At 57.2% G+C, this 13,524-nt stretch carries 16 protein-coding genes and 1 pseudogene (1 of these 17 running past the window's edge); 2 read left to right on the top strand and 15 right to left on the bottom strand.

All coding sequences use genetic code 11. The annotated features are described in order from the left end of the window. Positions 1-115: 115 nt before the first annotated feature. From A3H92_09025 to A3H92_09005, 5 genes are all read right to left on the bottom strand, one after another. Positions 116-718 (bottom strand): hypothetical protein, encoded by a 603-nt coding sequence (locus A3H92_09025; protein OHC75127.1) that lies wholly within the window; start codon positions 716-718, stop codon positions 116-118. Between the two features lie 100 nt (positions 719-818). After that, positions 819-1,616 carry a nucleoside triphosphate pyrophosphohydrolase gene (locus A3H92_09020; protein OHC75134.1) on the bottom strand — a complete coding sequence of 266 codons (798 nt, stop codon included), beginning with the start codon at positions 1,614-1,616 and terminating at the stop codon, positions 819-821. 218 nt (positions 1,617-1,834) lie between these two features. Then, positions 1,835-2,026: a hypothetical protein gene (locus tag A3H92_09015; protein ID OHC75126.1), complete on the bottom strand. Its 192-nt coding sequence runs from the start codon at positions 2,024-2,026 to the stop codon at positions 1,835-1,837. Then, positions 2,023-4,179, bottom strand: coding sequence for a ferrous iron transport protein B (locus A3H92_09010; protein OHC75133.1), 2,157 nt, complete (start codon positions 4,177-4,179; stop codon positions 2,023-2,025). The genes A3H92_09015 and A3H92_09010 overlap by 4 nt, the downstream gene beginning before the upstream one ends. A gap of 37 nt (positions 4,180-4,216) precedes the next feature. Next, positions 4,217-4,444 carry a hypothetical protein gene (locus tag A3H92_09005; protein ID OHC75132.1) on the bottom strand — a complete coding sequence of 76 codons (228 nt, stop codon included), beginning with the start codon at positions 4,442-4,444 and terminating at the stop codon, positions 4,217-4,219. 252 nt (positions 4,445-4,696) lie between these two features. Between A3H92_09005 and A3H92_09000 the strand changes: the two genes are divergently transcribed. Both A3H92_09000 and A3H92_08995 read left to right on the top strand, forming a co-directional pair. Continuing rightward, a complete protein-coding gene (locus A3H92_09000; protein ID OHC75125.1) occupies positions 4,697-5,848 on the top strand; it encodes a hypothetical protein in 1,152 nt (383 codons plus the stop codon). Between the two features lie 309 nt (positions 5,849-6,157). Beyond that, positions 6,158-6,367 carry a hypothetical protein gene (locus A3H92_08995; protein OHC75124.1) on the top strand — a complete coding sequence of 70 codons (210 nt, stop codon included), beginning with the start codon at positions 6,158-6,160 and terminating at the stop codon, positions 6,365-6,367. Between the two features lie 26 nt (positions 6,368-6,393). On the opposite strand, the gene A3H92_08990 is transcribed toward A3H92_08995, so the two are convergent. The 10 genes and pseudogenes from A3H92_08990 to A3H92_08945 all read right to left on the bottom strand — a co-directional run. Continuing rightward, positions 6,394-6,600, bottom strand: coding sequence for a hypothetical protein (locus A3H92_08990; protein OHC75131.1), 207 nt, complete (start codon positions 6,598-6,600; stop codon positions 6,394-6,396). A 95-nt stretch (positions 6,601-6,695) separates the two neighbouring features. Further along, positions 6,696-7,472 carry a hydrolase gene (locus A3H92_08985; GenBank protein OHC75123.1) on the bottom strand — a complete coding sequence of 259 codons (777 nt, stop codon included), beginning with the start codon at positions 7,470-7,472 and terminating at the stop codon, positions 6,696-6,698. Next, entirely contained in the window at positions 7,463-8,245 is a 783-nt protein-coding gene (locus tag A3H92_08980) for a LuxR family transcriptional regulator (protein OHC75130.1), read from the bottom strand. The genes A3H92_08985 and A3H92_08980 overlap by 10 nt, the downstream gene beginning before the upstream one ends. A 27-nt stretch (positions 8,246-8,272) precedes the next feature. Continuing rightward, the gene (locus A3H92_08975) at positions 8,273-8,632 is read right to left on the bottom strand and encodes a hypothetical protein (protein ID OHC75122.1); all 360 of its coding nucleotides are present in this window, start codon (positions 8,630-8,632) and stop codon (positions 8,273-8,275) included. 5 nt (positions 8,633-8,637) lie between these two features. Continuing rightward, on the bottom strand, positions 8,638-10,191 hold the full coding sequence (locus A3H92_08970) for a methionine--tRNA ligase (protein OHC75121.1): 1,554 nt from the start codon (positions 10,189-10,191) through the stop codon (positions 8,638-8,640). 20 nt (positions 10,192-10,211) lie between these two features. Then, entirely contained in the window at positions 10,212-11,336 is a 1,125-nt protein-coding gene (locus tag A3H92_08965) for a DNA polymerase III subunit delta' (GenBank protein ID OHC75120.1), read from the bottom strand. Beyond that, entirely contained in the window at positions 11,333-11,971 is a 639-nt protein-coding gene (locus A3H92_08960) for a dTMP kinase (protein ID OHC75119.1), read from the bottom strand. The genes A3H92_08965 and A3H92_08960 overlap by 4 nt, the downstream gene beginning before the upstream one ends. 15 nt (positions 11,972-11,986) lie before the next feature. Continuing rightward, positions 11,987-13,132 carry a D-alanyl-D-alanine carboxypeptidase gene (locus A3H92_08955; GenBank protein ID OHC75118.1) on the bottom strand — a complete coding sequence of 382 codons (1,146 nt, stop codon included), beginning with the start codon at positions 13,130-13,132 and terminating at the stop codon, positions 11,987-11,989. A 22-nt stretch (positions 13,133-13,154) separates the two neighbouring features. Next, positions 13,155-13,457, bottom strand: a complete 303-nt coding sequence (locus A3H92_08950; protein ID OHC75117.1) for a hypothetical protein — start codon at positions 13,455-13,457, stop codon at positions 13,155-13,157. 11 nt (positions 13,458-13,468) lie between these two features. Then, positions 13,469-13,524, bottom strand: a pseudogene (locus tag A3H92_08945) (hypothetical protein); it runs 610 nt beyond the window's last position.

Below are 13,524 nucleotides of genomic sequence, written 5' to 3'. Positions count from 1 at the left end.
CTCCAAATTACAAAGACCCCATGAAGAGAATCAATATCTGCCTCAATATGCAAGAGTTATACGCAAGATGTGTGAATACGATAGCCTTAAACAAGGGGGAGGATTTTTCAGAGCATTATCTCAATTCATAAACAAGGTTCGGCGTGGGGGCGTTGACGTCGGCAAGCTTCCAAATGAAGACCTTTTCGCCCGGAGCGTTGGGGTCGCCTTTGACCTTGGTGGCATTGTGGCGGATCACCTTGGCGTCGATCATGACGCGGATTTCTCCCTGGATATTAAGTCCCTCTTCGAGCATGCGCTTGGCCGTCGAGTCGGCGATGGAGGCGCCTTCCATGACGGCGATGCCTTTCTTTTGGAGGTACTTGACGGTGATGAACTTTTCATTACGCCGGAGAAAAGACACCATATTATCCTTCACCAGATCGCCTTCTTTTTCCCAGTGAACTTTGAAGTGGCCCTTCTTGAAATAGGCGAACTCCTTGACCGCCGTATCCCGCTTCATGTCGGCCCTGATCAGTTCAATTTTTCTTTTTTCCTCGTCGCCGGAAATCTTGCCCTTGCGCAAGCCGTCGTAAAGTCCGGCGTCAACCAGATAACCGTCGAAAATCATTGAGTAATAACCGGCGCGGGTCAGTTTAATCTCGGCATCGAAACGGGCAGGGATGTAACATCCGCTGAGAACGGTCACTGCAAAAGCGAAAACAGTGAATAATTTCAACGGCTTGAGTGGAAAATTACGCATAACGACGCTCCCCGGTGTCCCCCTAAAGACTCTATTACAAAGGCATGGGGTTATCTATCTGTATTTACGGTCGCATTTATGTCTTTTCTCGGTGTTTTGCCAGTTGCCACAGGGCTTCCATCTCATCCAGCGTGGCGTCCTCGGGGGTCTTGGATTGTTCCGACAGCATGGCCTCGATGGACCTGAACCGCCGCTCAAACTTGGAATTGGCGCGGCGCAGGGCCTTTTCGGGGTCTTGATTCAGCTTGCGGGCCAGATTGACGATGGTGAACAACAGGTCGCCGTACTCATCTTCGATGCGGTCGGCGGCGGCGCCGGTAGCGATTTCATGGCGCAATTCGGCTAATTCCTCATCTATCTTGCCCAGCACCTTGGCCGGGTCGTCCCAGTCAAAACCAACCCTGGCGGCGCGTTTTTGCAGCTTCAAGGCGCGGGTGAGGGCGGGCAGACCAAGGGCGACATCGTCAAGAACGCTGTGAGCTTCTTCATCAGCCTTTGCCTTGCGTTCCGTGGCTTTCAGGTTCTCCCAGGCCTTTAATTGCGCCGAGGCGCTGTCCACATTCGCCTCGGCGAACACATGGGGGTGGCGGCGCACCAGCTTGTCGCAGATGGCGCCGGCAACGTCCTCGAAGTCGAAAATTCCGTCCTCCTCGGCCATTTGGGCGTAAAACACCACCTGGAGGAGGAGGTCGCCCAATTCATCCGCCAGCGCCTTCATGTCGTTGCGCTCAATGGCGTCGGCCACCTCATAGGCTTCCTCGATGGTATGGGGGGCAATGGAGGCGAAGGTCTGCTCCACGTCCCAAGGACATCCTTTTTCGGGATCGCGGAGCAAGGCCATGATCTCCACCAGCCGGGTCATATTTGAACTCATCCTTATTTTCTTCGGCATTTTTCCTTACCTTAGTAATTTGATCGGGTAATCGGCGGGGCGTACTCGGAATTGGCCGGGGCTTGGGCAGGGAACCATCCGGCACATCTCCGTTTGTCGCATAATTTATATTATGGCAAATCGAATATATGTTTTACTTGTCAACGGCTTATATATGTTTTCCACAGCATTTGTTCATGGCGGCGGTGTTCGTATTAAAACTACGACGGCTTATCCTTTTTTGCCGCAGGGCCTCCACTGCAACCGGAGTTGTCGGAGCAGCACGAACTGCCGCAGGCGCTGCCGCCCTTCTCCTTCCCGAACAGACGGAGGGCGCGCCGCGTTATGTAGACGGCGCAAACAATAAAGACGACGGCCAGGGCGACATAGTCCCACACGCTGTTTTCGTTCATGTGAATATCCCTCCGACAATGGCGACTCCGAATGCCAGGAACCAGGCCAGGGAAAAAGAAAAGAGGACGGAGAATACGGCCCAGCGGATAGTCCCGGTCTCCCGGCGGATGACGGCGATGGTAGACAGGCACGGCGAATAAAGAAGGGCAAAGACCATGAACGCCAGCGCGGTCGTCGGACTCATGGCTTTCGCCAGGGCCGAGCGCAGGCCGGGGGAATTGGGATCGCGGGTCTGGGCGTAAAGCACCGAGTAGCTGGCGACGACGACTTCCTTGGCGAGAAAGCCGGTCATGATGGCGGTGGTGTCCTTCCAGCCGAAGCCGATCGGTGCGAATAAAGGGGTGACGGCGATGCTGGCTCGGGCCAGATAGCTGTTTTCAAGCTTTTCTTTATCTTTGCCGACCTCAAGAGCGGTAATGGCCTTGTCCCGCCCTGCCGATTGAGTTTCGGCCTGCAATCTCGTTATCTCGGCGTCGTAGTCCATGGTCCAGGCCACGTCGCGCGGAAATGCCTGTAGAAACCAGATAACCATCGAGCCGATCACGATGACGCCGCCGACTTTTTGCAGGAATTCCAAGGCGTTATCCCACATGTGAAAGAACACGGCGCGTATGCTCGGCAGCCTGTAGGGCGGCAATTCCATGACAAACGGCTCGTGTCCTCCATGCACCACAAACCTGCTGATCAGAATTGACGAGGTCACCGCAACGAAGATGCTGAGCATGTACATGCCGAACACCACGCTGCCCGCCCACTCGGAGAAAAAGGCTCCGGCAAACAGGATAAACACCGGCAGCCGGGCCGAGCAGGCCATGAACGGCGTGATCAGAATGGCGATCAGCCGCGAACGGGCGCTTTCGATGGTGCGGGTGGCCATGATCGCCGGCACGTTGCAGCCGAAGCCCATGACCAGGGGAATGAAGGCCTTGCCGTGCAGCCCGAACGGATGCATCAGCCGATCAAGCAGGAAGGTCGTGCGCGCCAGATAGCCGCTCTCGCTGAAGACCGCCATGAAGAAGAACAGGATGACCACGTTGGGAAGGAAGACGATTGTGCCGCCGACGCCGGCCAGTATGCCGTTTACGATCACGTCATGAGCGATGCCGGGCGGAATAATGCCGCCGACCAAGGCCGAAAGCGCCGTCATCCCCGCGTCAATCATGTCCATCGGATAGGCGCCGAGGACGAATGTGGCTTCAAACATCACCCACAGCAGGCCGATAAACAGGGGAACTCCGATAATACGGTGGAGCATGATTTGGTCGATCCGTCGCGTCGGATCAAGGCGCGCATTTTGATCATGGGCAACGGTGCGCGCCTCGGCAAGCAGACCATGGATAAAGCCATAGCGGGAATCAGCGATCATGATCTCGGCCTGGTCGCCGTGGGTGCGCTCAAGGTCATAGCGCAGCCGCCGCATCATCTCGACAAGGTGAGCATGGTCGGCTTCCTTCCTGAGAACATCGTCATCCCCCTCAAGCAGCTTGATGGCGAGCCAGCGGCTGTGTTTGACCTCCGGCATTCCGGGGTGAAGCTCGTTGATCAGGGCCTGCATGCGGCCGATGGCGTTCTCCAGATGTTTGTCATAGTTAATGGTCAGGGAGTTCGGCGGCGCCTTGGCGTCCGCCATGTCAACAATAGCGTCAAGCAGCCGCTCAAGCCCCTCCCCCTTTGACGCCGTCGTCTCCACCACCGGGCCGCCCAGCATGGACGCCAGTCCTTCAGTATCGAGGGTTATGCCGCGTCGGCGGGCCTCGTCGATCATGTTGAGGGCATAGACGCGCAGACAGCCCATCTCGATAAGCTGGGTGGTGAGAAACAGGCTGCGGTCAAGATTGCCGGCGTCCAGCATGTTCAGCACGATGTCGGGGTTTTTATCCTGGATAAAGTCGCGGCCTATCCGCTCTTCCGGTGATCGGGAATTCAACGAGTAAATGCCCGGCAGATCGACCAGACGGATTTTAACGCCCCGATGCACAAACTCATGGGCAGCGGTCGAAACCGTGACGCGCGGATAATTGCCGGTGCTTTTCTTAAGCCCGGTCAATCGGTTGAACAGCGTCGTCTTGCCGCAATTGGGATTGCCGACCAGGGCAACGGTGACGGTGCGCGTGTTGCCTGCTGCGGCGACTTCAGCTTCGTCGGGGGCGATAGCGGTAATGTGGTTCATGGGACGACCGGCAGACGAATCAGCGGTCAATATCCAAGAGGATATTGATTGCATCCTCGTTACGCAGACATATCCGGTGGCCGAGCAGGATATAAAGGCGCGGGTCGCCGAACGGCGCCGTTTGATCGACATAAATTTCGTGTCCTTTAACGATGCCCATGGCCGAAAGACGGCGCTTCAAGGAAGAGTCTCCGGTGATTCTGTTGATGCTGGCCCGATCTCCCGGTTCCAGATCGGCAAGCGTCACGACATCACTTTCAGGGCGCGAGACAGCGGCATCAACGGGCATCAACAGCATTCCTCCGACATGGCGTTACTTGTTGCGAACGATTATCACTATCAATATATAATGGGCGATTGCGGCGCGATGTCAATTTCTTTATTCACATGGATGAACAGGATGGACAGGAAAAAATCCTGAACATCCTGTTCGTCCATGCGTAGAATTTTTACTTCGCGCCGGACGTTTGTATTCAAGCAGGTGTCCCGGAACGGTTAGATGAAGATATTGCGCGCCCCTTACGATCTGCCGAACAATGCCCGTTATAAAATTTTCGGCAGCGGCGAACGCTGTCGCTTGTTGCGGGAAATTCTGGAAAAGGTTTGCCCGACGGCGGAGTGTCTGGGATTCAAGACGGATATCGCTTCAACAAAAGATCATGATATTTTGTTATGCGAGCCGGACTGGCCGAAAACCTTGGAAGAACTGGTTTGCGCCGGACAGGATGAAACCGGCATCTTCGTTATTCCGCTCCCCGAGGGCTACGTTCACGCCTATTGGGAAATGAGCAGGAATAAATCAGGGTTACCCCTAAATAACGAAACATTCTTCACGCAATACATCTATGAAGATGGGCATGATAATGACTGGCGTCGCCATTACTTTTACTACTCCCATGAGCTGATCGCTGAAAACATGGCGAGGATCGAAGCCGTTATTTACGGATTGTCTGATCATCGCAGCCGCGAGGAGTACAAGATGATCCTGAGCGCCAAGCCGCCCGTAATTTGGGATCACCATGTAAAAAACGCTTTTAAATCCATGCAATATTTTGATAAATGCATCTCGGTCAAACCGGGAGACGTGATCATCAATTGCGGCGTTCATAACGGCTTTGAAATACCGTTCTTTCTTGCCTGTCTGGCGGGCGCCGGCGAGTTGCATAACATTGATCCCCTCGGGTTTGATTTCCTTTCTGATTATGTGCGAAAAAATATCCTGCATTTTAAGGAAATTTGCATTGAGCGGCGTCTGGCCCTTGCCGGGTATGACGGAACCATCCTGCTGCCGATTCTTAATGACGGGCAAGCGTTAGGGAGCGCCGTTAATGTAGAGATGCCGGAATGCAAGAGCATGGAATTTCCTTGCGTCACCGTGGACAGCTACGTTGCGTCCCAAAGGCCGGCGAGAGTCGATCTGATCAAGATGGACCTGGAAGGGGCCGAACCGCACGTTATTCCCGGGATGGTAGACACGATTCAAAAGTTCCGACCCCAACTTGCCGTCAGCATTTACCATCGCAAGAGGCATCTCTGGGAATTGCCGTTGTTCTTGATGAAACAGTGCGAAGACTACCGATTCTTCATCAGGTGCTACAGTCATAAATATCACGAAACCATATTATACGCAGTTCCCGCCGAAGCAGGATGACCTGCCCCTCCTCCCATGGAAAAATTTTAGGCAGGCTCATGTGCGGGCTGTCTGCCGGCGTACGCCGCTTGTGCGTTTAGCCGGATGTTTTGGTTTTGTTTTGGTGAAGAACGCGACAATTTCAGCAGGCGCCTTTCCAGACAAAACAGCGGCCTGTTGATCACGAACTTTACGGAAAAACTCTACAGAGTGAAATTCAGTCTTCTTCGGCATGGCTGATGACCCCAATTCACGTTATAAATTCCCGCGCAACATCGCCACAACCGCATCACATACTTGTTGTAAAATGGAAGCATGTAAAATTCCAACTTGCGTGACGAACAAACTATCGTTGGCAGTAAAGAGCTTTCCCGGACGGACATAACTGGCGCGTCGCAAGCTACCTTGGCTGAAAGCGTTTTCATTCAGCTCTATCGCATCAGGATCGGAAAATGGATTGCTGGTTATTTGGCACAATACCCAATCGCCGCGCCCGGCATCGGCCAGTATCAGCGCGGGGCGGTATTTTTGCACACTTAGGTCAGAAAACGGAAAGGGAACGACAATTACTTGCCCGGCTGCAAGTGCGCCCATGCCGTATCCTCCTCCGGTTTGAGCCAATCGCTTGCTAACGCGGGCTGCGCCAGCAGTGCGGTTTCGTTTCCTTCATCCAGAAAAATGACAAGCGCCTGACGCGGCGCATCTACACGCACCGGCTCGGTGTAGTGGATGCGGCCCTGCGGATCAATGGTTGCCCTAACGGCTTGCATCATATTCTTCTCCCGTCGTTTCGAGGTAAACAACATACCTGATTTGCGTACACAATGCGATAATTTATCTTGCTGAATGATATGGTTATTACGGTTTCTTACGCCTCAATCACCATGCCGTCGAAGCCGGCTTTCACCCCGTCGGGCAGTTTTCCGCTGAGTTCATCATAATCCAGATAGACATCCAGATGGGTCAGCACGGCCAGCCGTGGTTTCACCCGCTCGATCCATTCCAGGGCCTTGCCGACATGGGCGTGGGTCGGATGCGGCTTCATGGAAAGGGCGCCGACGATCCACACCTCCACCCCCTCCAGCATCGCAAAGGCCGCTTCCGACATTTCCACCGTATCCGTCGAGTAGGCCACAGGCCCGAAGCGAAACCCCATGGTGTGGCAATAGGTGTGATCTTGCCGGAAAACGGCGACATCGACGCCGCCTATGTCCAGGCGATCGCCGCCCTTGATTTCGTGGGGGATCAGCACCGGCTTGTAGTAAACCGCAGCGTTCTCGGCCAGCGGCTCGAACACATAGCCGAAACGCTCCTTGATCGAGGCCAGGGTCGGAGCATCGGCATAGATATCCAGAGGCGCTTTGATCGTGCGGTTGATGGCCCTCAGATCGTCAATTCCGTTCATATGATCGGCGTGGCCATGGGTGTAAACCACTGCGTCCAGACGGTTGACGCCGACTTGCAGCAACTGCGTCCGGAGGTCGGGAGAGGTATCGACCAAAATCCGGACATCCCCCTCCTCCACCATGATGGAGGGCCTGGAACGTCGATTGCGGGGATTAGAAGGATCGCAGCCTCCCCACCCCCTGTCATCAATGGCCGGGGTGCCGCTGGAGCCGCCGCATCCGAGAATGGTTACGCGCACGAGGCCGCCTTGGCGAACAGCCGGAAAAAGTTTTCGGTAGTGGCTTCGGCAAATGTCTTTTGGTCAACGCCCTTGACTTCAGCCAGCGTCGCCGCCGTGAAGGCGGCATATGCCGGCTCGTTGCGCCTGCCCCGTTTGGGAACCGGGGACAAATAAGGAGCGTCGGTCTCCACCAGCAGACGGTCCAGGGGAATCCCTTTCACCGTGTCGCGCAACTCACCGGCGCCCTTGAAGGTGACGATCCCTGACATGGAAATATAAAAACCTAAATCAATAACATTTTCAACAAGTTCAGGCCCGGAACTAAAGCAATGAATTAATCCTGAAAAAGGCCCTGCGGCGTACTCGTCGCGTAGTATGGAGATGATGTCGGCATCGGCCTCGCGGCTGTGAACGATTACCGGCAGTCCACTGTCGCGGGCGGCGGCGATGTGATTGCGGAAGCTCTGTTGTTGTTGTTCGCGTGAGCTATGTTGGTAGTGATAATCAAGGCCGGTCTCGCCGAAGCCCACCACTTTGGGAGGACGGGACATTTCGATCAGGTCTTCGGGCGTTACCCCCGGTTCATTGGCCGCTTCGTGGGGATGAACGCCGACGGTGCAAAAGACATTGCCGTAAGCCTCGGCAATAGCGAGAACCTGCTTGAAGCGCGTGACATGGGTGCCGATGGTCAACATCCACCCTACTCCGGCCTCCCCGGCGCGGGCGACCACGCCGTCCAGATCGTCGGCAAAGTCGGGAAAATCAAGGTGACAATGGCTGTCCACCAACAAGGGCGATGTTTTGTTTTTCACCATTTCTTACCGCGCTTTTTTCTTGGGAAGCAGCGGGCGGTGCATGACCAGACGCTCAATAATGTCGAATTGCGCGGGCGACACGCCGAAGAATTGGCACCCTACGTTGCCGGTATCGGGATCGTCGCGGACCACTTCGGCGTCGGCGCCGAGCCTCAGCGCGTCTTTGCCGCTACGCACCTCGCTGACGACGACCTCCTGCCCCACATAAAGCGTCACCTTGGGGTCGGCGAGAGAAAACCCGCCCATGCTGATGTCCACTACCTGAAATTCTTCGCCGGCGATCACAAACCGCAGATCGCCCGTCGGCCGGCGGTTGTCGGAACGGTGATTTTCATACTGAAAGCCTATGATTTTCTCTGACAAATCGGCTAACTCCCCTCCCCCTCGACATAGCGGGGAAATATGCCTTCCGGCTTGGGCAGGGCGGCGCCGGGAACCAGGGCGTGACCGGGTCCCATACAGACGAAGGCGCGGCAATCCGGCGACACGGCCAACTGATCGAGCATCCGTCCGCAGGAATCGGGCATAAACGGCTGACCCAGGATGGCCAGATGGCGGATGACCTCGGCCAGCGCATAGAGCACCGTTTTCATCCGCTCCCGGTCTTTTTTATTGAGCGCCCAGGGAGCCTGCCGATCAACATAGCCGTTGGCGGCGCGTATCTGCGCCCACATCGCATCCAGCGCCTCATGGAAGGACTGGACGTCCAAAGCGGCGCTCATCGCGCCATATAAGCCCCACGCCCCGGCCAGCAGAGCCTCGTCATCCTCGGTCAGCGCTCCGGGTTTGGGAACGGCGGCGTCGCAGTTTTTGTGGATCATCGACAATACGCGCTGGGCCAGATTGCCGAAATCGTTGGCCAGTTCTCCGTTCATGCGATTGACCATGGCGTGGTGGGAAAAGTCGCCGTCGTTGCCGAAAGGCACCTCGCGCAGAAGAAAATAACGCACCTGATCCAGCCCGTACTTTTTCACCAGATCGTGAGGGGAAATAACATTGCCCAGCGACTTGGAAATCTTTTGGCCCTCGTTGGTCCACCAGCCGTGGGCGAAAACCCGCATGGGGAGCGGCAGTTCCGCCGCCATCAGGAAGGCCGGCCAGTAGACGGCGTGAAAGCGCACGATGTCCTTGCCCACCATATGGAGGTCGACCGGCCAGTAGGCGGCGTACTCGCCGGTTTCGGTATTCGGATAGCCGACGGCGGTAAGGTAATTGGCAAGGGCGTCCATCCATACATAAATGATGTGATCGTCGTCTCCGGGGACAGGCACTCCCCATTTGAAGGTGGTGCGCGACACGGACAGGTCTTGCAGCCCGCCCTTGACGAAGCTCAAGACCTCGTTGCGGCGGCTCCTGGGCAGGATAAAATCGGGGTTGGTCTCGTAAAAATCCAGCAACGGCTGTCGCCACCGGGACAGATCGAAAAAGTAGCTGGGTTCCTCGACCCATTCCACCTCGGCGCCGGAAGGCGCGACTTTTACGCCGCCGGGGCCGACGGTCAGCTCACTTTCCGCATAAAAGGCCTCGTCGCGCACAGCGTACCACCCGGCATAGGAGCCGAGATAGATATGGCCCCGGTCGAGCAGCCGCGTCCACAGGTGCTGAACGGAGCGGTAATGACGTTCCTCGGTGGTGCGGATGAAGTCGTCGTTGGCGAAGTTCAACAGCTTGTCGAGATCACGGAAGTTCCGGGACACCTTGTCGGTGAAGTCTTTCGGCGCCATGCCGGCGGCGAGAGCCGACTTTTCCACTTTCTGGCCGTGCTCGTCGGTTCCGGTGAGAAATTTGACGTCGTATCCGTCGAGGCGTTTGAAACGGGCCAGCACGTCGCAGGCAAGCGTGGTGTAGGCATGGCCGATATGCGGGGCGTCATTGACATAGTAGATCGGCGTGGTGATGTAGTAACGCTTAGGCCCGGCCATTATGGTTATCTCTCAAGAAGTTAATGACGGACGGCGGCTTCCAGGGCGAGGAAAATGTTAAGCATTACCTGCTTGCGGTCCAGATAGGCGCTTTCGGCGCAATCCAGCAGATGATTTACCTTTTCCCACACCTCCAGCCGGCAATCAAGGCTGCCCGCTTTGGTTAAACGCTCCATCAGCGCCCGTTCGTCCTTCGTCGCCCCGGCCGCGCCGCCGAATGCCGACAGGATCAAGCGCCCGATCCACCAGCGTAACAGGTCGCCCATGGTGCGAAAATCGTCATCGGCGCCGGATTTACCCAAGCGGTCGCCCAGCCTGTGGAGGGCGACTACGTCAAGGTCAGGCAGGGTTGCCAATAACCCGATCATCTCCCGATACAGCTCCAGCCCTCCCTCCCCGGCTAAATCCAGCGCCCGTCCAATGCTGCCTTCGGACAGGCGGGCCAACTCGGCGCAATCGGCGGGCGTCGCGCCGGGACTGTATTTCGCCGCCAGTTCCGCCACCACCCGTTCATCAAGCGCCTTTATGACCAACCTTCGGCATCGGGAACGGATGGTGGGCAGCAAACGTTCAGGGCGGTGGCTGACAAGCAGCAGCAGCGCCCGCGCCGGCGGCTCCTCCAGTACTTTGAGAACGGCGTTGGCGGCATTGCGGTTCATTTCGTCGGCGCAATCGATGACCACCACCCGCCATCCCCCCTCCGCTGCGGTCAGGCCGAGGAAGGCTCCGATCCCACGGACATCGTCAACAATGATTTCGGAGCGGAGTTTGCCTTTTTTCTCGTCCATGCTCCTCTCCACGCTCAGGAAGTCGGCGTGACCGGCGGCGGCGATGCGGTGAAAGACCGGATGTCCGGGGGCGATATAAAGGCTGTCGGGCGCTGACTGAGGAAGGGCGTCGCCGAACAATCCCGCCGGTTCCGTCGCGCCGCTCTTGCCGCCGGCAAGCACGAAGCGGGCAAAGCGGTAGGCCAGCGTCGCCTTGCCGACGCCGCGCGGGCCGCAGATCAGCCAGGCATGGGGCAGACGCCCTGAATTAAAGGCTTCACAAAGGGTTTTCTCGGCTTCGCCCTGTCCCATGAGTTCGGAGTTCTTGCGGGGCGGCGGCGGCCATTCATTCTCGTCCGTGGAGCGCAATGCGTTCATCGCAGGTCCGCTCCCAGCCGCTCGCCGACCAGACGGCGTATCGATTGCTGGATTTCCTCGATGGTCCCGGTTCCATCGACGATGACGCATCGATCCGGTTCGCGGCGGGCAATATCCAGGAATCCTTCGGCCAGCCGAACATGAAAATCTCGATCCATGCGCTCGTAGCGATCCTCAATACCGGACCTGGACGCCGCCCGCTTCAGTCCCGCCTCGACCGGCGCGTCAAGGACAAGCGTCAGGTCGGGAGCGAAGTCGCCGATGACGGCCCGGTGTACGCGCTCCACCGCTTGCCGGCCCAGTTGATGGCCGTAGCCCTGGTAAGCCATCGTCGAATCGGCAAAGCGATCCGAGACCACCCATTTACCTTGTTCAAGCGCCGGTCGGATGGTGTGAGCCATATGCTCCACCCGTGCCGCATAATGCAGCAAGACCTCGGCCATGGCGCTCCAACGCTCGATTCCTCCTTCTACTAGTAGAGTGCGGATTTCCTCGGCGCCGGGGGCGCCGCCCGGCTCGCGGGTCAGCACGGCGTCAATGCCGGACTTCCTTAATCCATCGGCCAGCAAGGCGGCTTGCGTTGACTTGCCTGAACCGTCGGCGCCTTCAAAGGTGATAAACCTGCCGTTCGCCACCCCACCCTTCCTCCATTAACCGGCGTTGCCGAAGATAATGTAATTAAGTGCCGTGCCGAGGCGTCCGAAAAGTCCCAGACGCTTGACTCCGGCCCCGGCGACCAGAGGCGCCTCTATCGGTTCCTGACCCGTAGCCGTGATCGTCAGAACGGCGATCTTGGCGCCTTCCTCGATCGGCGCCGGAACGGGGTTGGTGAAATTGACGGTAACTTTCATCCCCGGACGCGCCGCGCGCGGCATGGTCAGCACCATGTCTTTTTGGATAATCAACGGCACGGTGGGACTCTCTCCGAGCCAAACATCGGCCTCGGCGACCGTTTCCGAGGCCTTGAACAGGGCGTAATTATTGAACTCGCGGAATCCCCACTCCAGCAGGCGCTCCGGCTCTGCGGCCCGATCCTTTTTGTTGGCAAGGCCGTTGACCACCAGAACCAGTCTGCGCTCCCCCCTTTTGGCGGTGGCGGTCAGCCCGAAACCGGCGTCTTCGGTATGGCCGGTCTTCATCCCGTCAACTCCCATCTCCTTGTAGAGAAGCGGATTGCGGTTGATCTGAATGATGCCGTTGTAGGTAAATTCCTTTTCCGAGTAGTAGTGAAAATAATCAGGGAAATCCTTGATGGTCCGTACGGCCAGGGTGGAAAGGTCGCGGGCGGTCATAACGTGGTCCGGGTCGGGCCATCCGGTGGCGTTTTTGAATGTGCTGTCGTTCATCCCGATTTCACGGGCGCGTCGCGTCATTTCCACGGCGAAAGCCTCCTCGCTGCCGGCCAGTCCTTCGGCGACGACGATGCAGGCGTCATTTCCCGACTGGATGATGATGCCGCGCAACAGGTCTTCCACCCGCACCCGCTTTCCGGGATCAAGAAACATGGTGGAACTGCCGCTTTTAGCGCCTCCCTTGCGCCAGGCCGTCTCGCTTACGGAAAAGGCGTCATCCGGCGAAATGCGTCCGTCGCGAAGGCGCTCGAACAGCATATAAACGGTCATCATTTTGCTCATCGACGCCGGAGCCATCGGCTTGTCGGCGTCCTTTGCAAAAAGAACGGTCCCGGTCTCATGGTCGATGAGAATGGCCTCGCGGGCGATGGTTTCGATGGCCGCCGCCGGATAACTGACGGAAATCATGGAGAAAAAATAAATCAGGCAGCGTAACGTTTTCATCAAGAAATCTTTCGTTTTTATGTTACTCGACGACGATCCTGGCGCCCTCGAACCCCGATTGTATCACCCAGTCGAGAACCTGATCCGCCTTGACGGTGTCTTCCAGCGGCCCTATGCGAACGCGGAACAAGTCCCTGCCGTTGCTCAGCACCGGCGAAATAACGGCGTTTCCGATCTTCGATATGATCGCCCTCACCCTGGTGGCGTTGTCGTGACGCGAAAAAGCCCCGGCCTGAACGAACAGACTGGTTTTGGCGACAGGCTGGACCGAAACCTCCCCCAGCTTCGGCTCGGGAGGAAGCTCGGCAACCCGGTCCTCCGGCAACGCCCGTTCGGTTACCGTCTTACGTCCTTCCTGCGCAGGCGGCGCCTTGGCTTGTCGCCCCCCGGCG

This window comes from Rhodospirillales bacterium RIFCSPLOWO2_02_FULL_58_16 (assembly GCA_001830425.1).
Taxonomy (GTDB): domain Bacteria; phylum Pseudomonadota; class Alphaproteobacteria; order Rhodospirillales; family 2-02-FULL-58-16; genus 2-02-FULL-58-16.
Note: the sequence above shows the minus strand (reverse complement) of the source record. Positions and strands in the feature narration are given on the sequence as shown.

What these genes read in the sequence shown, in the direction of transcription:
- A3H92_09020 (OHC75134.1), bottom strand. Translation starts at nt 1,616, where the DNA reads ATGAGTTCAAATATGACCCGGCTGGTGGAGATCATGGCCTTGCTCCGC.
- A3H92_09015 (OHC75126.1), bottom strand. Translation starts at nt 2,026, where the DNA reads ATGAACGAAAACAGCGTGTGGGACTATGTCGCCCTGGCCGTCGTCTTT.
- A3H92_09000 (OHC75125.1), top strand. Translation starts at nt 4,697, where the DNA reads ATGAAGATATTGCGCGCCCCTTACGATCTGCCGAACAATGCCCGTTAT.
- A3H92_08990 (OHC75131.1), bottom strand. Translation starts at nt 6,600, where the DNA reads ATGATGCAAGCCGTTAGGGCAACCATTGATCCGCAGGGCCGCATCCAC.
- A3H92_08970 (OHC75121.1), bottom strand. Translation starts at nt 10,191, where the DNA reads ATGGCCGGGCCTAAGCGTTACTACATCACCACGCCGATCTACTATGTC.
- A3H92_08965 (OHC75120.1), bottom strand. Translation starts at nt 11,336, where the DNA reads ATGAACGCATTGCGCTCCACGGACGAGAATGAATGGCCGCCGCCGCCC.
- A3H92_08955 (OHC75118.1), bottom strand. Translation starts at nt 13,132, where the DNA reads ATGAAAACGTTACGCTGCCTGATTTATTTTTTCTCCATGATTTCCGTC.